The sequence below is a fragment of the Hyphomicrobiales bacterium genome, assembly GCA_030688605.1.
GTDB lineage: Bacteria > Pseudomonadota > Alphaproteobacteria > Rhizobiales > NORP267 > JAUYJB01.
Map to the genome: position 1 here is coordinate 13,941 of JAUYJB010000002.1, position 17,708 is coordinate 31,648.

Genomic DNA, 17,708 nt, shown 5'->3' on the forward strand with positions numbered 1-17,708 from the left:
CTGCACATGATTTGGTACGTCCGGATGAACGCCTCGCCAGTGAACTAGGCGGGGCGTCGTCGTTTCGGACCCGGTTCGATCGCCCCGCAAACCCTTGAGTTTGGTAGGCAGGATCGTACCACCCACCCTCCGAAAACCCGCCAGTGACGATCTGTGGCGGTCGTTTTCAGCGCAGCGCGCGCCGTAGCACCTTGGCGATTTCGTGCAACTCGGCTTCGCGCGCCTCGACGATCGCCAACAGGTCGCTCACGATGCCGGCATGGATGCCGCGCTCGCCGGACAGCATGTAGCGGACCGATCGCTCGTTCATGTCCAGCGCACGGGCAAGGGGCGATTGCCATTGATCGCCGAACAGACCGCGGCCGACGCGCTCAAGCTCCTCGGCGGTTATTACGGCTTGCTTGAACGGTGCGGCCATGGTCGGTCCTCCTGTCTGGCGCATCTGGGAGCGGTCGACCGGGGCCGGCCGCTCGGGGTTGCGTCAGGCTTTGGCGATACGCGCGCAGTCGATGTCCGGCTGTCCGTGCCAGAGCGGGGCGCGGTATGGCTGATAGCGCGTCGGCTCGCCTACGGTCGGCTCGTTCGGACCCCAAGCGAACCACGTCGCATAGCGAACCCCGTCAATCGTCGTCCACTGATTGCCGGCGCCGCCGTTGGTGTATTGGATCTTCTCGACCATTCCGGTTTTCCATGGTGCTTTCACAGTCGATCTCCTCAAAACAAATCGGGTTGGACGGGGCCGCGGGTCTTGTCCTTCTCGCAGCCGGGGATCACGTAGGTTTGCGCGTCGTCAAGGATGAACTGCCAGATTTCGGCGCGCGTTCGTTCCATCGCTTCGGCGTGGTCTATGCCGGGATAGCGCGCAATCAGGTCCGTGACCTGAGACACGCCAACTGCGTCCATCCACTTCGCAACGGCCGCGGCTTTGAAAGCGAACCGCTTGCCCAAGATCACGGCTTCGGGGTTGGTCATGTCGCCCCCTATGCCGCGGCCACGGGGCGCGAATAGCGAATGTGCCAGTCGGTCGCCTCGTCGTCGGTCTTGAACCGGAGCATGGTTGCCGGCACTTCGAACACCTCATAGCGACGGTGCGAGGTTTCGAAGAAGATCACGGGACGGCCGCGCCAGTCCCAGATTGCAACGCTGGGCGAGTAGGCATACGGCGAGCGGATATCCTCGACCTGAACGCGAGCGAGGTACGCAATCGGCCGGGCGCTTAGCTCGATGTTCCAGCGGGCCAGTCCGGTGTAGCTCGTGATGGTGCGGAGACGTTTCATTGCCAGAGGTCCTTTGACCTATCGACCAGGCCCGATTGCCGTGGTCGTGATGCGGTGGCGCATCGTGCAGCCGGCGCCCGAAGGAACCGGCTGGGCGTTGCGTCAGGCGATGTCGGCTTCCTGTTCGATGCGCTCAGCGAGTGAGCGCGCCGCCTTCTCTTGGCGAAGGAACTGATCGGCGAGGCGCTGAACCCCCTTCGTCTGGCCGGTAGCAACGTCGGCTTGCGCGGCGTTGGCGTCTTTGAGGTACTGATCGGCAGCGGCATAGAGCGCGCTGGTAATGACGCCCAAATCTTTGGCTGTGAAGGCGATCATTTGAAAGGTCCTCCTGACCGATTGAGCCGGGCCTCATTGCCTCGGCTATGTTCCGAGGATAAGGAACAACTTAACGAATTGCAAGCGGCATCCGCTCACAAGGACGTGAAGTGAGAAAATCCCCATGGCGCTCAACGCAAAACAGCGCCGGTTCGTCGATGAATACCTGGTCGACCTGAACGCAACACAGGCTGCGATCCGTTCCGGCTACAGCAAACGAACCGCAGAACAGCAGGCGTGCCGCCTGTTGAAGAATGTTAAGATCGCAGCGGAAGTCGGGCGTCTTCGTGCCGATCTCGCCACTAAGGCTGAACTACAGCGCAGCGACTTGTTGGCCGAATACCGGAAGATCGCCTTCCAGGATATCCGCAGGGCGTTCAACGAGAACGGCTCGCTCAAGCCGATCCATGAACTCGACGATGACACGGTTGCTGCTCTTGCCGGCATCGAAGTCAGCGAGATCACCGTTGGCGAGACGGTTGTCGGCCACCTGAAGAAGATCAAGCTCAGCGACAAGCGGTCGGCGCTCGACAGCCTCGCCAAATTCCAAGGCTGGAACGCTCCCGACAAACACGAGCTTACAGGCAAGGACGGCGGTCCGATTGAAACCAGCGATGTCAGTGGCCTTACCCCCGTTGAACGCGCTCAACGACTGGCTGCGATCCTTGCCACCCGAGGAACAGGCGGAGATTGACGCGCTGATTGCGGCCGACATGGCGGAAACGCTGTGGCGTCCGATGATCGACATCGAGAACCCGCAGGTTCCGACGCCGCAACGCCAGGCCTACGACAGCACGGCGGATGTTCTGTTGTACGGAGGTTCCGCTGGAGGCGGAAAATCGGACCTTCTGCTTGGTCTCGGGCTGACCGAGCATACCCGTTCGATCCTGTTCCGGCGCGAGTACAAGCAATTGTCGGCGCTGGTCGATCGGGCGCATGAGATCCGCCGCACGCGGGACGGCTACGCGGCGCACCCGGAGCATCGGTTTAACCTTGGCGACGGCCGAGTGATGCGCATGGGCGGCATGCAGCACCCCGGCGATGAGACGGATTATCAGGGCCAGCCGCACGATTTCTACGGCTTCGACGAGCTGACGCAGTTCACCGAACGCCAGTTTCGCTACGTCATCACATGGAACCGTTCGACCAAGCCGAAGCAGCGGTGTCGCGTGATCGGGGCCAGCAACCCGCCGGAAACAGCCGAAGGCGAGTGGATCATTCGCTACTGGGCGCCGTGGCTGGATGATCAGCACCCGAACCCGGCTCTTCCCGGCGAACTTCGGTGGTTCATATCGGACGAAGAGGGCAAGGATCGGGAGGTTGAGGGACCGGACGGCGGGGTCGTGATCGGCGGCGAATACGTCACGCCGCGGTCGCGCACCTTCATTCCGTCGAGCATCGACGACAACCCGTTCCTGCTCGCCACCGGCTACAAGGCGACCCTCCAGCAACTGCCGGAACCGCTGCGCTCGCAGATGCTGCGCGGCGACTTCACGGCCGGTCGTGAGGACAATCCGTGGCAGGTGGTGCCGACTGCCTGGGTGACGGCTGCGCAGGCCAGATGGACGCCGGAACAGCCGCGCCGGCCGATGTCCGCGCTTGGTGTCGACGTGGCGATGGGTGGTTCCGACAACACCGTCCTGATCCCGCGGTATAGCGACTGGTTCGGGCAGCCGCAGGTTCACCCCGGCAAGTCGACTCCGGACAGCCGGACCACGGCGGGGCTGATCGTCGGGGCGCTCAGGAACGGTGCACCGGCCTGCATCGATGTGGTCGGACCGGGCGGAGAAGCCTACGGCCACCTCGACGGGCAGGGCGTCAACGTGGTTGCGATGCACGGCGGAAAACCAACGGACGCAAGGGATATTTCCGGCAAGATCGGCTTCGTCAACCGGCGGGCTCTGTGGTACTGGCGGATGCGGGAAGCCCTCGATCCGATGGCCGAGCATCCGATCAGCCTGCCGCCCGATCAAACCCTGAAGGCGGATCTCTGCGCGCCGCGCTGGAAGATGACGCCGAGGGGCATCCAGGTGGAGTCGAAACCGGACATCATCAAGCGTCTGGGCCGTTCGCCGGACTATGGCGATGCTGCGGTCTATGCCCTGTTCGATGCGCCACCGAAGCGCCGCGGCGAGATCGTCCACGAAGGCGTCTCCGGCTACAATCCGCATCGGCCGTGACGGCAGGGGATCGCTGTCCACGCTGCGGTGCGGCCTACATCTTGGTCGGTCGCGTTCATCGGTGTGTTGAGCGTCAGCCGGCCGCTGTGGTGCCACAAGCCAAGCCGGCAGCGATGATATCACCAAAGCCCAAGGTGATATCACGTTCGAAGCCAACCATCCCCGAACTCAGGGCGGTGATATCACAGCCTGCCCAGAAACGACGCGACAAGAAACGCGGCAACGAGGGTGTGCTGGTCCGGTTGCCGCCCGAGTTGTTGGCGAAGCTCGACGCGGCGCTCGACGGACGGACGCGGCCGGAAGCAATCAGGGCGATCTTGGAGAAGACGCTGTGACAGAGATGATCAGTGGTGTCGGCTATCTCGCTGCTCCGCCTGAGAGTGCGCACGAGCATGTGCTGATCAGCATCCGCGACCCGTCGCTTGTGAACGCGAGGAACAGGGATTTCCTTCAGGTGGCGATCACGCTCGCCAATGCGGTTGAGCTTCGCAAGCAGCTCGATGAGTTCCTTGCATCGACCGATTCGGGGCTGCCCAGCATGCTTCCGATATTCCTCGATCATTTTTTCCCGGACGTGGATGAGAGCAGCGAACGCCAGTGATCCGCTGCACCCGATGCCTCTATCCCAACACCCGGCCCGACACGCATTTCGTTGACGGCGTGTGTTCCGGGTGCCGGTCGTTCGACGATCGGCAAGGCATCGACTGGTCCTCACGGCAGGCGGCGCTTGTCGATCTGCTGGCCGAGGCGCGGGCGCGCGGTGCGCCATACGATGCCGTGGTGCCGGTCTCGGGCGGGAAGGATTCGACCTATCAGGTTCTGAAGCTGAAGGAACTCGGGGGGCGCGTGCTGGCGGTGAACGGCGCGACCGACATGCTGTCGGGCATCGGCCGGCGCAATCTCGACAACCTGAAGCGCTTCGCCGACGTGATCGAGTGGACGCCGAACGTCGAGGTTCGCAAGAAGCTGGTCCGGCTCGGGCTGTTCCGCGTCGGCGACATGAGCTGGCCTGAGCATTGCGCCATCTGGGCAATCCCGACGCGAATCGCGGCGACCTTCGATATCCCCCTGGTCGTCTGGGGCGAGCAGCCGCAGCGGGAGTATTCATCGCCAGAGGGCATCGAACCGGCGACCAATCTCGACGGTGCCTGGGTCAGCCAGTTCGGCGGCATGCTCGGCATGCGGCTGGATGATCTGATCGGAGAGGATGGGCTGACCGCGGCCGATCTCGAACCGTTCCGGTTCCCGGTCGCCCATGTGTTGATGAAGGCTGCTGCGCTTGGCATCTGGCTCGGCGACTATCTCGAATGGGACGGCTGGCGAAACGCGCTGGTCGCGCAACAGTACGGCTTTGAGGTCTCGCCTCACCCGGTCGAGACGAGCCTTGCGAACTACGAGAACCTCGACAACCACGTCACGGTGCTGAGGGACTGGTTGCGGTTTCTCAAATATGGCTACGGCCGCGCCACCGACATCGCGTGCAACCATATCCGCCGCGGTCGATTGACCCGCGAAGAGGGGCTGGCGATGGTCGCTGCGGCAGAGCGCTTCCCGCGGTCCAGTCTCGGCAAGCCGATTGCGGAGGTGCTGGCGTACTTCGGACTGACGGTCGAGCAATACGTTGCCGAGTGCGACAGGTGGACGAACCCCGACCTGTTCCAAAGGATTGGCCAGACTATCGTGAAGGACGCGGACGGCACGCCGAAACTCGTTGCATGGGCGGGCCGGGCACAAGCGGCCTAAGTGCTGAAAACCCGGATCATTCCCACGCTGCTTTCCCGGAGCGGCGCGCTGGTCAAGGGCCGGGGCTTTCACGCAAACCGGGTTGTCGGTCACGTTCTTCAAGCCGCCCGCGTCCACCAGATGCGCGGTGTCGACGAGATTGTCGTTCTGGACATCGCCGCAACACCTGAAGGCAGGGGGCCGGACACGGGATTGATCGCCGATCTGACGGCCGAGTGCTTCATGCCGGTGACTGTCGGCGGTGGGGTCCGTTCGGTCGACGACATTCGCGATCTTCTGAGAGCCGGGGCTGACAAGGTCGCCATCAATACCGCAGCCGTGCGGACGCCCGGCATCGTGCAGGAAGCAGCGGAGCGCTTCGGCTCACAGGCCGTCGTGATCTCCATTGACGTGAGGGCCGGCGAAGTTTCCACGCGCTGCGGTACCGAAGCAACCGGGCTCGACCCGGTGGCATGGGCAAGGGAAGTCGAAAGGCTGGGCGCCGGGGAAATCATCCTGTGCGCGGTCGAGCGCGACGGCACGATGGCCGGGTACGATCGGGAGATGATCGCAAAGGTGTCGCAGGCGGTGCGCATTCCGGTGGTGGCGTCGGGCGGGTGCTCGGGTTATCCTGACATGGCGGACGTGCTGGAGACGACCGAGGCTCACGGGCTCGGGGTCGGAGCACTCTTCCAGTTTTGCGACGCCACGCCGAAGGGCGCGGCCGAGTATCTGGCGGGGCGCGGTTTTGCAATGAGGGTCGCGGCATGAGCGAAATGGTCACGATGTACGCTGGGCTGTGGATCGACGACGATCCGGTCACGCTGCCCAATGACCGCTTGCCGGTGCAGGTGCGAGTGGACCCGCTGGGCTTCACGGTTCTGTCCGAGGTCAGCTTCGAGGTGAAGGAGCCCGGGTCGGGCACCATCCATCTTTACGCCGAACGCGACGCCAGCCATGATATTGCGAGCCTCTATTGCGGCCAGTTCATCGGCAACGAGACGGCGGCGGTAGGGCCGGAAGCAGGGTGAGGCTTGCGGCATGAGCGAAATCGAAACGCCCATGATGCTGCTCTCCATGCTGCCGGGCGGGTTCATGATTGTCATCGGTCTGGTTTGGCTGTGGCAAGCGTTGGACGTTCGGGACTGGTCAGCCGTAGGAATGGCCGGGTTGCTCACGATAATAGGCGGCGCAGCGATCGTTCTCCTGCCCATGACGGAGATTGCGGCGTGATCCCACGTTTGACTGACGAGATTATGAGACGGCCGGGAACAAAGCTCATCCACACGTTCGATGACGACGAGCAGGGCGTCAGCATGGTCCAGCACGAAGGCCGGATTTTCGTGGCGACGAGCAAGCGGGTCTATGTCGTGATCGACGACAAGCTCGTGCCGCTGAAGATTGAGACCGTGGCATGAAATTTCGCGAACATCGCGGGCATCTATCCGACTCGCTCGCCACGCAGCGAGAGTTTCAGGACCGCGAAGAGGTAACGCGACACGTCATTGATTTGCTGAAGGCGCAGGGGACTGGCGAGGTTCCGGCCGGGCTTGTCTCGTTCACGCCTTACGGTGGCGATGACCAGCGAATCGGATGGAAGGACGTGCATATCGTCGAGGTCACCGGGTATGGCGTGGTCGGGTTTGTCGACAATGACACGGAGAACCCATGAGATCGGTTCCAGATACGGGGCTGCTGACTGAGTACGGCCACCCGGCTCCGCCAACTATTCCACGGGAGCGACGCTATCCCTACATGGCGGCGCTTCTGAACGTTGACCCTCGATACCCGGAGCAATGGCCGACTGGCCTTTTCGACAGGCTTCTCTCGGTCCGACGGCATGAAGGCGAGCGACATTTCCGCCGGGAAATCTGTCGGGTGCTTGGCGGGCCATGACCGAAGCACAACAGATGTGGATGCTTCGGCTGTGCATGCCTCCGCCGTCGCCGGAAGCGGTGTTCATGGTCGGGTGGCAACGCTCCAAAGGCAAGCCGTTCCTCACACGGATTCGCCTGAGCCTCTCGACGGCATGGATACGCGAGACGCTCGATGAAATCCGTCCGCCTCTCGGACCATGGCCAACCTGACTGCCGCCATCGTCCAGGCCCGGCACAACTCCACTCGCCTGCCGGGAAAGGTGCTTGCCGATCTCGCCGGGCGTCCTGTCATCGCGCACGTCATCGAGCGGGCCTTGCGCATTCCCGGTGTCGATGTGGTGGTCTGCGCCGTCCCCGATCAACCGGAGAGCAGACAGATCGAAGCCTACGCCAAGGGCGCGGGAGCGAAAACCTTTCGCGGTTCCGAGCAAGACGTTCTGGCCCGTACTCTGGGAGCCGCACGCAGCGCAGGAGCCGACATCGTCGTCAGGGTGACCTCGGACTGCCCGCTGATCGATCCGGCCGTGTGCGGTGACGTGGTGGCTCTGAGGGCAGCGGAGGACGTTGACTACGCCTCGAACGTCGATCCGCGCTCGTTCCCTGCCGGGCTGGATTGCGAGGTGTTCACGGTCGAGGCGCTGGCCGTCGCGTCGATGTTGGCGGATGAGCCGTATGAGCGGGAGCATGTTACCACTCGGGTCAAGCGCGAAGCCGGAACGAGACGTGCGAACCTCACATCGCCGGACCGGACCTTGGCCGGCAAGCGCTGGACGCTGGACTGGCCGGAGGATCTGGAATTCCTGCGCGCCGTCCATGCGCACGGGGAACCGGAGTCGATGCAGGCGGTGCTGGATATTCTTCGCGCCAATCCCGAGATCGAGGCGATCAACGCCATGAGGAAAGCGGCATGAACCTGAGTCCTGAATTTGAAGCTTTGTCACAGGCAAGCCTCAAACGAACGGCAGCGATGCTGAAAGACCTTCGCGCCAAGAACGAGCGGCTTGTGCCTGAGATAAACCGTCTCTTGGAGGCGGGCGGATCGGAGCGGAGATTCACCGTCAACGACCTGTGTGTGACGGACGTGCTGTGGGCTTTGATCCCGGTCTTGCAGCGTGTCGTCGATGAAGTTCGGTTCCATCCCGCAGTGGTTGCGGATGTCGATTTCCAAGGGACGCGGGATTCGGCATGAGAAAACCCCGCAGCTTCGCCAAGCCCAAGGTGCAGCCGTCACGCCGCAAGGTGAGGGACTCGCGCGCCGACAACGTCCCGGCCGCGAAGATCGTCACCCTCGCCTCGAAGATACTCCGGCAAGGCTACAATCCGACGCGGGAGGAAATCGAGACGCTGGCCGGGTCGATCCTCGCCAACGCGCCGGAGAAGGACAAGCGGAAGTGAGCGAAGACGTATCGCTCTACGGTGGACCGGCGGGCGGCGCGATGGCCGATACGGTCGCATGGTGGCGCAGCGACTTCGGCAACGAATACACAGCGAGGAACGCCCTCACGCCCGAGCGCGTCCAGCGGCAAGCGCGGCTATGGTCGGATATCCTGAAGCCGGTCCTCGTTGAAGGGCCACCCGGTTTTGTGCATCCGCCGCAGAGCGTCATGGAAGTCGGCGCGAACGTCGGCATCAACCTCGCAGCGCTCCGCTCGCATCTGATCGGCTCCAGGTTCTTTGCCGTCGAGCCGAACGATCTTGCGCGTGGGACACTGATCGACTCCGGCATCGTTGACGAACTCGACGCCTACTCCGGTCTCGACGACGCCATCGGTACGGTCGATCTGATCTTTTCGGCTGGCGTTCTGATCCACATCCCACCGGACGAACTGCTCGGCTTCTGCCGCCGCATTCACGACCATGCCGGCCGCTGGATCGTCGCCATCGAGTATTTCTCGAAGGAGCCGCGCGAGGTTCCTTATCGCGGCCACGCCGGGAAGCTGTTTACGAGAGACTTCGGCTCGTTCTACCTCGACAACTTCCCGGACCTGAAGCCGGTGGCGTGCGGATTTTGCTGGAAAATCCTGACCGGATTGGACGACGTGACGTGGTGGCTTTTCGAGCGTGGGTAATGATTTGCGCGACGTTGTTGTCTACGAGCATTGGTCGCCTGTCTCTGGTGCGCCGTTCTATGTGGGAATTGGAACGAAGAGGCGCGCCTATGAATACAGCGCGGGCCGCAATAAAGCGTATTGCCAAATTGCGAGAGAATTACGGGAGCGCGGGTTAAGGCCAGAGACCAGAATCCTTGCGGATGGGCTGACGCGTGATGAGGCAGTAGCCATCGAGAAAAATCACATCGCGTTGCTAGGTCGCCGCGAGGATGGAGGGCTTCTCGTAAATATTTCTGAAGGAGGACGGTCAGGACATTCTATTTCTGTTCGATCTAGAATCTCTATGGCACACAAAGGGAAAACGCTTAGCGTTGAGCATCGTGCCAAATTGAGCGCGGCTCATATCGGCAAAAAGTATGGACCGCCATCCACTGAGACGCGGAAGAAGATTTCCATCGCCAACAAAGGCAGAAATTACCCGCCCATCTCGGCGGAGACGCGAGCAAAGTTGTCGGCGTCGCGGCGCGGGAAAAAACGGTCGGCTGAGACGTGCGCCAAACTGTCAGACAGCATTCGACGCGCCTACGCGGATCATCCTGAGTGGCGTGTTGCGAGCGCAAAGAGGAGAGCGCGCTTGACACTGGAACAGGTGGAGGAGACGCGACGGCGGTGGAGGGAAGCGAAGCCGCCCGGCAAGAAAAAGGTTCCGTGGGGATGGCTCGACGCTGAGGCGGAGCGACTTGGGATCGCGCGCGGCACGCTCACGTGGATACTAGCCGGATATGGCTATGACTGGTCTGAGCGCGCCAAGGCCGCATGAATCTCGTCTCAGTTTACCAGCATCCCGACGCCGACCGGATACTCTACGCGCTGCTGAAGGAACGCGATGGCGCCGACGCCATCAACATCTCGCACAACGGCAAGACGCCGGCATGGCGCGAGCATCTGAAGTTCTTTCGGTCGAAGCCCTATCGCGTCTGGTTCCTGATCCTGACGGAGACACAAGAAGTCGCCGGGGCCATCTACCTGTCGAAGCGTGACGAGATCGGCGTCCATCTGTTCAAGGCGTTTCAGGGCAGAGGCATCGGCGCGGAAGCAATCAAGGAATTGATGCGACGGACGCCGCGCCGTCGGTATCTGGCAAACTTGAACCCGGCCAACGACCGTTCGAAGGCGATGTTCACTGGCCTCGGGTTCCGGCACGTGCAGGAGACCTATGAGCGATAAGCCCCTCATCGTCGCCGAGCTTTCGGCCAACCACAACGGCCGCATCGATCGCGCGCTTCGGCTGGTCGAGGCAGCTAAGGCCAGTGGCGCCGATGCGATCAAGCTACAGGCGTACCGCGCCGAGTCGCTCACCATCGATCACGACGGGCCGGGCTTCGTCATCTCGGGCGGCATCTGGGACGGGCGGAAGCTGATCGATCTCTACCGCGAGGCCGAAACCACGCCGGACATGCTGGCCGCGATCTTCGCGCACGCCCGGACCATCGGCATTCCGTGCTTCAGTTCGGTGTTCGACCGGGAGGCCGTCGACTTCATCGAGCAATTCGATCCGCCGGCCTACAAGATTGCATCGTTCGAGATCACCGACATTCCGCTGATCCGGTACGCGGCATCGAAGGGCCGGCCCCTCATCATCTCGACCGGCATGGCGAGTTCCGAGGATATCAACGAGGCGCGCATCGCCAGTGTCGCGGCCCCGGAGCGCACGTTGCTGCATTGCATTTCGTCTTACCCGAGCGATCCAGGAACGGCGGACCTCGGGCGGATGGCCGGTATCGGCAAGCTCTTCGGACTGCCGACCGGCCTTTCCGACCATACCCTGTCGGTGACGCTGCCGGCGGTTGCCGTCGGACTCGGCGCCACCGTCATCGAGAAGCACCTGACGCTGGACCGGAGCGACGGCGGTCCGGACGCGGCCTTCAGTCTTGAGCCGCACGAATTCAAGGCGATGGTTGTCAACTGCCGTGAGGCGTGGGCTGCTATCCAGAAACCGGCGGCGGTTCCGATGCCGCACCGCGATCTCCGGCGCTCGCTCTACGTGGTTGCCGATATTGCCGCAGGTGAAATCCTGACGGCCGACAACATCCGCTCGATCCGTCCGGGCCACGGGCTGCATCCGCGCGAGTGGGACCGGGTGATCGGCAAGCCTGCGGTGCGCGATCTGAAACGCGGCCTGCCGTTGGCTCTGGTCGATATCGACTGTGGCAATGACCGTCGCGAAGTCCGCGAAGCCGTCGGCATGGGCCGGTTGGTCGCGCGGTAGAAGGCAAGGGCCGCAAATGAAAAAGCCGAAGCCGAAACCGCGTCCGAAACCAAAGCCGGGGTACTGAGTGAGGCGCAAGCCGTACACGGCCATCGGCATCCGTCGCGTGCCGTGCGCTCGTTGCGGCAAGCCGAGCCGCTACCAATGGAATATCTGCGCCGACGGCAATCGGCCGCGCGGTCTGTGCCCAAGGTGCGACGTCGGCCTCAATCGCGTGGCAATGCGCTACGTCTTCGGCCGCACGCGGGAAGCGGACCTTGAGAGCTATGCACTGAGGACCATCCCGATGGTGACGGAACCGAAGTGATGGGCACCGTCCGCGCCCTCAAGCCCGAACTGGAACCCGCGCCAGAACCCGAGCCTGTCCGCCTGACCCGCCGCCCAAAGGGCATGGGACCGCTCTACACGCTCTGTCCGAAGTGCCGTGGTGACACGCCGCGTCCGTCGCTCACGTCCGCCCTGCAACCGCGCTGCGCCCGCTGCGACGGCAAGGGCATGGTTCTGGAATAGATCGAGACTCCACTCGCGTCCATGTTCTCACCCGCGGCCCAGAACGACGGGGCGGGATATCAAGCAGGCCGTGTTGCGAAAGCAGGCGCGTTTGGACGCGAGGCATGGCTACTCGCGCGCGCCAACACCTGAAGTCGTTGATTTACAGAAGGAGCTGCGAAGATGATTGCGAACCGACACAGGGTTGCGAAGTCCATGTGGTCCAAGTGGACGGAGGACGCACGCATACTGTTCAATGCGATCTACGAGGCGATGGGCGATCAGATGCTTTTCGCACATCCGGAAGCGCCCCGGCTGTCGGGCAAGCATTGGGACACGACGCGCTGGAATGCCGCGTGGTGGGCCGCCGCTGAACTGAGCGCCATGCAGAAGAGCGTGTCATTCGACAAGATGGCTGCCTGACGCGCGCATGTTCGGGTCTGTGCTGATTACCGGAGGATCTGGCTCGCTTGGAAATGCCCTCGCGCGTCGCCTTCTTGCCGTCGAAAAGCCCGAGCGCATCATCGTCTTTTCGCGCGGCGAGCACGCGCAGGAAGCCATGGCGCGGGCGCTGAAGCCGATCGATCCTGACGGACGCATGCGATTTCTGCTTGGCGATGTGAGGGATGTCCAACGCCTAGAACTGGCGATGCGGGGAGTCGATACCGTCATCCATGCGGCGGCACTCAAGAGTGTGCCCAAATGCGAGGTTGATCCGTCCGAGGCGATCAAGACCAATGTTCTTGGCGCCGACAACGTCGTGCATGCCGCGCTAAGGGCGGAGGTCGAGAGAGTCGTCGGTATTTCATCCGATAAGGGCTGTTCACCAAATACGCTGTACGGAAGCACCAAGCTGTGCGCCGAACGGCTCTTCACTGCGGCGGGTGTCTATGCCGGTGCGTATGGCCCCAAGTTCGCCGCTTGTCGCTACGGAAATGTTTCGGGAAGCCAAGGCAGTGTGATCCCGCTTTGGCGCCAGATGATTGCAGCTGGCCGACCGACGGTTCCCATCACCGATCCGGAGGCGACGCGGTATTGGCTTCTGATGGCGGAAGCTGTTGATCTCGTCATGTGGACGCTTCGCGAGATGAGAGGCGGGGAAGTCGTGGTGCCAGAGATGCCAGCCTATCGCGTTGGCGACTTGGCTGACGCCGTAGGAGCGAGGGGGTACACCGTAGGGCTTCGCCCCGCCGAAAAACTGCACGAGGCTATCGTCAACGAGCATGAAGCGCGATCGTTTGTGAAGATCGGAAACTACTGGGTCGCAAATGCGCAGCCCGAGAAGCCTGCCCCAATCCTGTCTGGCGCTCTTACGAGCGATAAGGCACGTCGGCTGTCTGTTGAGGAGTTGAAGGGCCTGTTGGCAACCATGGACTCAGCCAAAGAGCGCATAGCAGCATGAACGACAGGAATTTTGTTGACCATTCTGGCCGGCGATTTGGCAGGCTAACCGCAGTGGAATATCTGAAGGGTGTTCATCGGGAGCGGTCGGGACGCCTGATCTCGAAGTGGCGCTGTCGGTGTGATTGCGGCGGGCAAATCGACGCAATCACCAATAACCTTCGAAGCGGAACCACTGCATCGTGCGGCTGCTTAAGAAGAGAAACGACTTCCCGCCTTCGTCGAACGCACGGCAAGAGTCGCGGCAGTGGGCATATTCCAGAGTATGAAATCTGGAAGGGGATGCTCGCTCGCTGCAATAACCCCAAGCATCGGTCGTACAAGGACTACGGCGGGCGTGGCATTCGAGTCTGTGATGATTGGAGTCGCAATTTCGAGGCATTTCTTCTGAGTGTTGGACGCAGGGCCAATCCAAACTTGACCATCGAACGCATTGACAACGACGGGAACTACGAGCCCGGAAACGTCAAGTGGGCGACGCGGGTCGAGCAGCGCGCCAATCAAAGACCCGCAGGCAGCCAAGTTGAATGCGCGGCTAACTTGACAGCATGAACCCGTTCGCCGTGGTCCGCGACTTCGAAAAGGCGCTTGCCGAGTATTGCGGCGCCCCGGACGCCGTGGCGACAACGTCCTGCACCATGGCGCTGTTGATGGCGCTGGCGTGGTTCCTGGAGCAGCGCGGCGCGGGTGAGGTGACGATTCCGAAGCTGACCTACGTCGGCGTCGGCATGTCCGTCCTGAACTCCGGGCACCGGATCGCCTTTCGCGATGAAGACTGGCGCGGCGAATACCAGTGCGCCCCGTTGCCGCTGTGGGATTCGGCCCGGAGACTGACATCGGGCATGTACCGGGCCGGTGCCATGCAGTGTCTGTCGTTCCACTGGACCAAGCATCTGTCGATCGGTCAGGGCGGCGCCGTCCTGCTGGATGATCCGGAAGCGGCGGCGTGGCTGAAGCGCGCGCGCTTCGACGGAAGAACGGAAGGCGTGGCTCCGAAGGATGACGTGTTCGACATGATCGGCTGGCATGCGTACCTTATGCCGAGAGATGCGGCCGAGGGTCTGACCAGACTGGCGCTTTTGCCCCGCCACAACGACGATCTGCCGTGGTCGGATTATCCCGATCTATCTCAGGCTCCTGTGTTTCGGTAGCCACGCAGTGCGCATCGTCGTCGACTACCCGCCGATCTATACCGAGATCGCCGCAGCCTTCGATATCTCCGGCCGCAATCCGATCTTCGCGTGGGGCGACCGGGTCTTCAATCCGCACAACATCGTGATCGGTCCAGAACTGATCGCCCACGAGGCAGTGCATGGCCGCCGGCAAGGCAACGACGTGGAAGGCTGGTGGCGGCGCTACATCGACGATCCGGCGTTCCGGTTGGCCGAGGAAATCCCGGCCCATGCCGCCGAGTTCAACATTCTCGCCGGCGTTCCCGGCACCAACCGCCAGCACAAGCGGAAGTGCCTCGCCTATGTCGCCAAGCGCCTAACCTCGCCTATCTACGGCCGGTTGATTACGCTCGACGCCGCGAAGAAAGCGATCCTCGATGAAGCCGGGTGACATGATCGAGATCGCGATCTGGATGAAGGGGACGGAAACCGCCCGCGAAGTCGAGCACTGGAAGACCGTGGTTTGCGCCGACATCGTCTCTGAAGCCGAACGCAATCACAACGTCGAGATCGGCCCGCTGACGTTCGTCGAAAAGAAGCCCGGCGATGACAGGGTGCCGAGCGTTCCGGATCAAATCTCAGGCCCCGACGTGCGACTGCTCGTTGCCGAGGCCAAGGTTGCCGCCGGCCGTCCTGTCATTCTGAGGGAAACCGGCTTCGCCACCGATCTCGACAAGAAGGACCTGGCGCAGCTCAGACAGATCACGCGCCGGGCGCACGCCAAGGCCCACCCAGGCGACCGCCTGACCGACCGCCACTGCGACCAGATCATCGAGTCGCTCGGTCCGGAAACCGCAGTCAGGACGCTCGCCGATGACCGACGCCGAGTCCATTGAGCCGAACGACGGTGAAAAAGCCAACGGTTGGACGAAAAAATCGTTGGCCGCCTATCTCAAGGACCGCGCTGTCCAGAAGGATCGCTACGCCAACGATCCGAAGCTGTTGAGGTTGCGCAGAGCGAAGATCGAGAATGCCGATCCGTTCAACCCGCACAAGTGGGGCGAGAAGTTCAACCCCCACAAGTGGAGACGATGACCATGGCCTTTCTCACCTCCTTTCTCGCCAATCCTGCGGCGCTCGCCGGAATCGGCGGCCTGCTCGGCGGCCTGTTCAAGTCCAAGCCCCCGAAGCCGGTTCCCTTGCCGGAACCGAAGGCGCCGCCGCGCGCGCCGATCGCCGTCTCCGATACCGCAGGGGCACAGCGTGCGGGAATCGCCACCCGCGCTCGCGCCAAGGGCGGTGGCATCAGCGGACTGAGGCTGTCGCTCGGCAAGCCCGGTACCGAGGCCGGCGTGACCCGCAAGACGCTGGTCGGCGCCTGACCAGATGAGCCTCTTCCTCGACCTCCGCCAGCGCCACGCCAGCCTGATCGGCCGGCGCGAGCCGTGGATGTCGTACTGGCAGGAACTGGCCGACATACTCCTGCCCAACCGGGCGGACTTCGTCAGACGACGCGGTGCGGCCGAAATGCGCGGCGCCGACATCTACGATGGGACTCCGCGGCTGGCGCTCCGCGATCTCGCCTCGACCCTCGACGGGTTGATGAAGCCGAAGACCTCGAACTGGTTCGATGGCGCGGTCGACGACGATCTTGAGGACGACGACTCGGTCAAGCGCTACCACGAGATCGTCCGCGACCGGATGTGGAAGGCGATCTACCGCGACGACGCCCGGTTCATCCAGCGCTCCGGTGAAGTCGACCTGAACCTTGCCTGCTTCGGCTGGGGCGTGTTGTGGATACAGCAGAACCGGCTTCGGAACGGGCTTCTCTTCCGCGCCTTCCACAATGCGCAGGTGGCGATCGACGAGAACGAGGACGGGATCATCGACACGGTCACCGTCGAGGAATCCTACACGGCAAGGCAAGCCAAGGCGATTTACGACCGGGCCGGCAAGGAACCGTCGCGGCTGGTAAGCGAGGCTCTGGCCAGCCCGAAGACCGACGCCCGCTTCCCGTTCGCGCAGATCGTGCTGCCGCGTGAGGACCGGGACGCCTCGCGGATCGGCGTCAAAAACATGCCGTTCGCCTCGGCGGTGCTCGACATCAAGGGCGAGATGCTCGTCGCCGAGACCGGCTTCGAGGAATTCCCGGCCGCCGTGCCACGCTGGGATACGGCTCCCGGCGAAGTCTACGCCCGTTCGCCGGGCATGATGGCGCTGCCCGATTCACAGACCCTTCAGGCAATGGGCAAGACGCTTCTGGTCGGGGGCCAGCGCGCGGTCGATCCGCCGATCTGGGTGCAGAACGACGCGGTCCTGTCGCCGGTCAGGACGTTTCCGGGTGGCATCACCGTGATCGACACGTCCGACTCCGGCGGTCAGCCTCCGGTCGGGGCCTTCCCGGTGTCGACCAACGTCCCTCTCGGCCGGGAAATGCAGAACGACTACCGCAAGAACGTCGAGGCGGCCTTCTTCAAGAACGTCTTCAACCTGCCGATCGAAGGGCGCCAGATGACGGCGACCGAGATCCTTGAGCGCAAGGAAGAGTTCATCCGCACCATCGGCCCGGTGTTCGGGAGGCTGGAGACCGACTACATCGGCGCAGTCGTCAACCGGGTCTACGGCATCATGGAGCGGGCAGGGGCCTTCCCCGAGCGCCCCGATGTCATGATCGACCGGAGAGTATCGTTCCGCTTCCAGTCGCCGATCCAGCAGGCCCGCAAGCAGCTTGAGATCGCTGGCCTGTCGCGCTCGCTGGAACTGTTGACGCCATTGGTCGCTCACAAGCCCGAGATCATGGACAACTTCGACAGCGACCGCGTCGTCCGCGATGCGCCGGAGTGGGGCGGGGTTCCTGCCCGCTGGCTGTTGCCGCAGGACGAAGTCAAGAAGAACCGGCAGGCCAATGCCGAAGCCGCCGCCGAACAGGCCGCGCTCGCCACGGCCAAGCCGGTCAGCGAGGCGGCGCGCAACATCGCCGAGATGATGCCGCAAGCGGCGGCGTGACGGCCCTCA

The 17,708-nt window shown here is 63.0% G+C and carries 31 protein-coding genes; 25 read left to right on the plus strand and 6 right to left on the minus strand.

Annotated features, from left to right (window positions below; all coding sequences use genetic code 11):
- Nucleotides 1-166: 166 nt before the first annotated feature.
- From Q8P46_00275 to Q8P46_00295, 5 genes are all read right to left on the minus strand, one after another.
- On the minus strand, nucleotides 167-418 hold the full coding sequence (locus Q8P46_00275) for a hypothetical protein (protein ID MDP2618606.1): 252 nt from the start codon (nucleotides 416-418) through the stop codon (nucleotides 167-169).
- Between the two features lie 63 nt (nucleotides 419-481).
- A complete protein-coding gene (locus Q8P46_00280) occupies nucleotides 482-679 on the minus strand; it encodes a hypothetical protein (protein ID MDP2618607.1) in 198 nt (65 codons plus the stop codon).
- Between the two features lie 35 nt (nucleotides 680-714).
- Complete coding sequence (locus Q8P46_00285) at nucleotides 715-972, minus strand: hypothetical protein (protein ID MDP2618608.1); 258 nt, start codon at nucleotides 970-972, stop codon at nucleotides 715-717.
- 8 nt (nucleotides 973-980) lie between these two features.
- Complete coding sequence (locus tag Q8P46_00290) at nucleotides 981-1,277, minus strand: hypothetical protein (GenBank protein ID MDP2618609.1); 297 nt, start codon at nucleotides 1,275-1,277, stop codon at nucleotides 981-983.
- A gap of 102 nt (nucleotides 1,278-1,379) precedes the next feature.
- The gene (locus Q8P46_00295; protein MDP2618610.1) at nucleotides 1,380-1,592 is read right to left on the minus strand and encodes a hypothetical protein; all 213 of its coding nucleotides are present in this window, start codon (nucleotides 1,590-1,592) and stop codon (nucleotides 1,380-1,382) included.
- A gap of 124 nt (nucleotides 1,593-1,716) precedes the next feature.
- Between Q8P46_00295 and Q8P46_00300 the strand changes: the two genes are divergently transcribed.
- Together Q8P46_00300 and Q8P46_00305 are read left to right on the plus strand one after the other, a co-directional pair.
- The gene (locus Q8P46_00300) at nucleotides 1,717-2,286 is read left to right on the plus strand and encodes a terminase small subunit (GenBank protein ID MDP2618611.1); all 570 of its coding nucleotides are present in this window, start codon (nucleotides 1,717-1,719) and stop codon (nucleotides 2,284-2,286) included.
- Complete coding sequence (locus Q8P46_00305) at nucleotides 2,258-3,772, plus strand: terminase family protein (protein ID MDP2618612.1); 1,515 nt, start codon at nucleotides 2,258-2,260, stop codon at nucleotides 3,770-3,772. The genes Q8P46_00300 and Q8P46_00305 overlap by 29 nt, the downstream gene beginning before the upstream one ends.
- A 73-nt stretch (nucleotides 3,773-3,845) precedes the next feature.
- On the opposite strand, the gene Q8P46_00310 is transcribed toward Q8P46_00305, so the two are convergent.
- Nucleotides 3,846-4,334, minus strand: coding sequence for a hypothetical protein (locus tag Q8P46_00310; GenBank protein MDP2618613.1), 489 nt, complete (start codon nucleotides 4,332-4,334; stop codon nucleotides 3,846-3,848).
- 35 nt (nucleotides 4,335-4,369) lie between these two features.
- Between Q8P46_00310 and Q8P46_00315 the strand changes: the two genes are divergently transcribed.
- From Q8P46_00315 to Q8P46_00425, 23 genes are all read left to right on the plus strand, one after another.
- Nucleotides 4,370-5,515, plus strand: a complete 1,146-nt coding sequence (locus tag Q8P46_00315) for an N-acetyl sugar amidotransferase (protein MDP2618614.1) — start codon at nucleotides 4,370-4,372, stop codon at nucleotides 5,513-5,515.
- Complete coding sequence (locus tag Q8P46_00320; GenBank protein MDP2618615.1) at nucleotides 5,516-6,265, plus strand: imidazole glycerol phosphate synthase cyclase subunit; 750 nt, start codon at nucleotides 5,516-5,518, stop codon at nucleotides 6,263-6,265.
- Nucleotides 6,262-6,525: a hypothetical protein gene (locus tag Q8P46_00325; GenBank protein MDP2618616.1), complete on the plus strand. Its 264-nt coding sequence runs from the start codon at nucleotides 6,262-6,264 to the stop codon at nucleotides 6,523-6,525. Before Q8P46_00320 ends, Q8P46_00325 begins: the two co-directional genes overlap by 4 nt.
- Before the next feature lie 10 nt (nucleotides 6,526-6,535).
- The gene (locus Q8P46_00330) at nucleotides 6,536-6,727 is read left to right on the plus strand and encodes a hypothetical protein (protein ID MDP2618617.1); all 192 of its coding nucleotides are present in this window, start codon (nucleotides 6,536-6,538) and stop codon (nucleotides 6,725-6,727) included.
- Between the two features lie 23 nt (nucleotides 6,728-6,750).
- Complete coding sequence (locus Q8P46_00335) at nucleotides 6,751-6,912, plus strand: hypothetical protein (protein MDP2618618.1); 162 nt, start codon at nucleotides 6,751-6,753, stop codon at nucleotides 6,910-6,912.
- On the plus strand, nucleotides 6,909-7,166 hold the full coding sequence (locus tag Q8P46_00340; GenBank protein MDP2618619.1) for a hypothetical protein: 258 nt from the start codon (nucleotides 6,909-6,911) through the stop codon (nucleotides 7,164-7,166). The genes Q8P46_00335 and Q8P46_00340 overlap by 4 nt, the downstream gene beginning before the upstream one ends.
- 402 nt (nucleotides 7,167-7,568) lie before the next feature.
- Complete coding sequence (locus Q8P46_00345) at nucleotides 7,569-8,282, plus strand: glycosyltransferase family protein (protein ID MDP2618620.1); 714 nt, start codon at nucleotides 7,569-7,571, stop codon at nucleotides 8,280-8,282.
- Nucleotides 8,279-8,560: a hypothetical protein gene (locus Q8P46_00350; protein ID MDP2618621.1), complete on the plus strand. Its 282-nt coding sequence runs from the start codon at nucleotides 8,279-8,281 to the stop codon at nucleotides 8,558-8,560. Before Q8P46_00345 ends, Q8P46_00350 begins: the two co-directional genes overlap by 4 nt.
- On the plus strand, nucleotides 8,557-8,766 hold the full coding sequence (locus Q8P46_00355) for a hypothetical protein (protein MDP2618622.1): 210 nt from the start codon (nucleotides 8,557-8,559) through the stop codon (nucleotides 8,764-8,766). Before Q8P46_00350 ends, Q8P46_00355 begins: the two co-directional genes overlap by 4 nt.
- A complete protein-coding gene (locus tag Q8P46_00360) occupies nucleotides 8,763-9,440 on the plus strand; it encodes a hypothetical protein (GenBank protein MDP2618623.1) in 678 nt (225 codons plus the stop codon). The genes Q8P46_00355 and Q8P46_00360 overlap by 4 nt, the downstream gene beginning before the upstream one ends.
- Nucleotides 9,433-10,242, plus strand: coding sequence for an NUMOD3 domain-containing DNA-binding protein (locus tag Q8P46_00365; GenBank protein ID MDP2618624.1), 810 nt, complete (start codon nucleotides 9,433-9,435; stop codon nucleotides 10,240-10,242). The genes Q8P46_00360 and Q8P46_00365 overlap by 8 nt, the downstream gene beginning before the upstream one ends.
- Nucleotides 10,239-10,649, plus strand: coding sequence for a GNAT family protein (locus Q8P46_00370; GenBank protein MDP2618625.1), 411 nt, complete (start codon nucleotides 10,239-10,241; stop codon nucleotides 10,647-10,649). The genes Q8P46_00365 and Q8P46_00370 overlap by 4 nt, the downstream gene beginning before the upstream one ends.
- Complete coding sequence (pseI, locus tag Q8P46_00375) at nucleotides 10,639-11,691, plus strand: pseudaminic acid synthase (GenBank protein ID MDP2618626.1); 1,053 nt, start codon at nucleotides 10,639-10,641, stop codon at nucleotides 11,689-11,691. Before Q8P46_00370 ends, pseI begins: the two co-directional genes overlap by 11 nt.
- Before the next feature lie 67 nt (nucleotides 11,692-11,758).
- On the plus strand, nucleotides 11,759-11,998 hold the full coding sequence (locus tag Q8P46_00380; GenBank protein ID MDP2618627.1) for a hypothetical protein: 240 nt from the start codon (nucleotides 11,759-11,761) through the stop codon (nucleotides 11,996-11,998).
- On the plus strand, nucleotides 11,998-12,201 hold the full coding sequence (locus tag Q8P46_00385) for a hypothetical protein (protein MDP2618628.1): 204 nt from the start codon (nucleotides 11,998-12,000) through the stop codon (nucleotides 12,199-12,201). Before Q8P46_00380 ends, Q8P46_00385 begins: the two co-directional genes overlap by 1 nt.
- A gap of 162 nt (nucleotides 12,202-12,363) precedes the next feature.
- Nucleotides 12,364-12,603, plus strand: coding sequence for a hypothetical protein (locus tag Q8P46_00390; GenBank protein MDP2618629.1), 240 nt, complete (start codon nucleotides 12,364-12,366; stop codon nucleotides 12,601-12,603).
- 7 nt (nucleotides 12,604-12,610) lie between these two features.
- A complete protein-coding gene (locus Q8P46_00395) occupies nucleotides 12,611-13,582 on the plus strand; it encodes an SDR family NAD(P)-dependent oxidoreductase (GenBank protein ID MDP2618630.1) in 972 nt (323 codons plus the stop codon).
- A 547-nt stretch (nucleotides 13,583-14,129) separates the two neighbouring features.
- Nucleotides 14,130-14,732 carry a DegT/DnrJ/EryC1/StrS family aminotransferase gene (locus Q8P46_00400; GenBank protein ID MDP2618631.1) on the plus strand — a complete coding sequence of 201 codons (603 nt, stop codon included), beginning with the start codon at nucleotides 14,130-14,132 and terminating at the stop codon, nucleotides 14,730-14,732.
- Between the two features lie 7 nt (nucleotides 14,733-14,739).
- A complete protein-coding gene (locus Q8P46_00405) occupies nucleotides 14,740-15,144 on the plus strand; it encodes a hypothetical protein (protein ID MDP2618632.1) in 405 nt (134 codons plus the stop codon).
- A complete protein-coding gene (locus tag Q8P46_00410; protein ID MDP2618633.1) occupies nucleotides 15,131-15,589 on the plus strand; it encodes a hypothetical protein in 459 nt (152 codons plus the stop codon). Before Q8P46_00405 ends, Q8P46_00410 begins: the two co-directional genes overlap by 14 nt.
- A complete protein-coding gene (locus tag Q8P46_00415; GenBank protein ID MDP2618634.1) occupies nucleotides 15,567-15,788 on the plus strand; it encodes a hypothetical protein in 222 nt (73 codons plus the stop codon). The genes Q8P46_00410 and Q8P46_00415 overlap by 23 nt, the downstream gene beginning before the upstream one ends.
- The gene (locus Q8P46_00420; GenBank protein ID MDP2618635.1) at nucleotides 15,785-16,075 is read left to right on the plus strand and encodes a hypothetical protein; all 291 of its coding nucleotides are present in this window, start codon (nucleotides 15,785-15,787) and stop codon (nucleotides 16,073-16,075) included. The genes Q8P46_00415 and Q8P46_00420 overlap by 4 nt, the downstream gene beginning before the upstream one ends.
- Nucleotides 16,076-16,079: 4 nt before the next feature.
- Entirely contained in the window at nucleotides 16,080-17,699 is a 1,620-nt protein-coding gene (locus Q8P46_00425) for a portal protein (protein MDP2618636.1), read from the plus strand.
- Nucleotides 17,700-17,708 lie beyond the last annotated feature (9 nt).

Excerpts from the sequence above, each read along its gene's own strand:
- Q8P46_00275 (MDP2618606.1), bottom strand. The coding sequence starts at position 418 with ATGGCCGCACCGTTCAAGCAAGCCGTAATAACCGCCGAGGAGCTTGAG.
- Q8P46_00280 (MDP2618607.1), bottom strand. The coding sequence starts at position 679 with ATGGTCGAGAAGATCCAATACACCAACGGCGGCGCCGGCAATCAGTGG.
- Q8P46_00285 (MDP2618608.1), bottom strand. The coding sequence starts at position 972 with ATGACCAACCCCGAAGCCGTGATCTTGGGCAAGCGGTTCGCTTTCAAA.
- Q8P46_00290 (MDP2618609.1), bottom strand. The coding sequence starts at position 1,277 with ATGAAACGTCTCCGCACCATCACGAGCTACACCGGACTGGCCCGCTGG.
- Q8P46_00295 (MDP2618610.1), bottom strand. The coding sequence starts at position 1,592 with ATGATCGCCTTCACAGCCAAAGATTTGGGCGTCATTACCAGCGCGCTC.
- Q8P46_00300 (MDP2618611.1), top strand. The coding sequence starts at position 1,717 with ATGGCGCTCAACGCAAAACAGCGCCGGTTCGTCGATGAATACCTGGTC.
- Q8P46_00310 (MDP2618613.1), bottom strand. The coding sequence starts at position 4,334 with ATGATCGAGGAATATCGGAAGCATGCTGGGCAGCCCCGAATCGGTCGA.
- Q8P46_00325 (MDP2618616.1), top strand. The coding sequence starts at position 6,262 with ATGAGCGAAATGGTCACGATGTACGCTGGGCTGTGGATCGACGACGAT.
- Q8P46_00330 (MDP2618617.1), top strand. The coding sequence starts at position 6,536 with ATGAGCGAAATCGAAACGCCCATGATGCTGCTCTCCATGCTGCCGGGC.
- Q8P46_00335 (MDP2618618.1), top strand. The coding sequence starts at position 6,751 with ATGAGACGGCCGGGAACAAAGCTCATCCACACGTTCGATGACGACGAG.
- Q8P46_00340 (MDP2618619.1), top strand. The coding sequence starts at position 6,909 with ATGAAATTTCGCGAACATCGCGGGCATCTATCCGACTCGCTCGCCACG.
- Q8P46_00345 (MDP2618620.1), top strand. The coding sequence starts at position 7,569 with ATGGCCAACCTGACTGCCGCCATCGTCCAGGCCCGGCACAACTCCACT.
- Q8P46_00350 (MDP2618621.1), top strand. The coding sequence starts at position 8,279 with ATGAACCTGAGTCCTGAATTTGAAGCTTTGTCACAGGCAAGCCTCAAA.
- Q8P46_00355 (MDP2618622.1), top strand. The coding sequence starts at position 8,557 with ATGAGAAAACCCCGCAGCTTCGCCAAGCCCAAGGTGCAGCCGTCACGC.
- Q8P46_00370 (MDP2618625.1), top strand. The coding sequence starts at position 10,239 with ATGAATCTCGTCTCAGTTTACCAGCATCCCGACGCCGACCGGATACTC.
- pseI (MDP2618626.1), top strand. The coding sequence starts at position 10,639 with ATGAGCGATAAGCCCCTCATCGTCGCCGAGCTTTCGGCCAACCACAAC.
- Q8P46_00385 (MDP2618628.1), top strand. The coding sequence starts at position 11,998 with ATGGGCACCGTCCGCGCCCTCAAGCCCGAACTGGAACCCGCGCCAGAA.
- Q8P46_00390 (MDP2618629.1), top strand. The coding sequence starts at position 12,364 with ATGATTGCGAACCGACACAGGGTTGCGAAGTCCATGTGGTCCAAGTGG.
- Q8P46_00395 (MDP2618630.1), top strand. The coding sequence starts at position 12,611 with ATGTTCGGGTCTGTGCTGATTACCGGAGGATCTGGCTCGCTTGGAAAT.
- Q8P46_00400 (MDP2618631.1), top strand. The coding sequence starts at position 14,130 with ATGAACCCGTTCGCCGTGGTCCGCGACTTCGAAAAGGCGCTTGCCGAG.
- Q8P46_00410 (MDP2618633.1), top strand. The coding sequence starts at position 15,131 with ATGAAGCCGGGTGACATGATCGAGATCGCGATCTGGATGAAGGGGACG.
- Q8P46_00415 (MDP2618634.1), top strand. The coding sequence starts at position 15,567 with ATGACCGACGCCGAGTCCATTGAGCCGAACGACGGTGAAAAAGCCAAC.
- Q8P46_00420 (MDP2618635.1), top strand. The coding sequence starts at position 15,785 with ATGACCATGGCCTTTCTCACCTCCTTTCTCGCCAATCCTGCGGCGCTC.
- Q8P46_00425 (MDP2618636.1), top strand. The coding sequence starts at position 16,080 with ATGAGCCTCTTCCTCGACCTCCGCCAGCGCCACGCCAGCCTGATCGGC.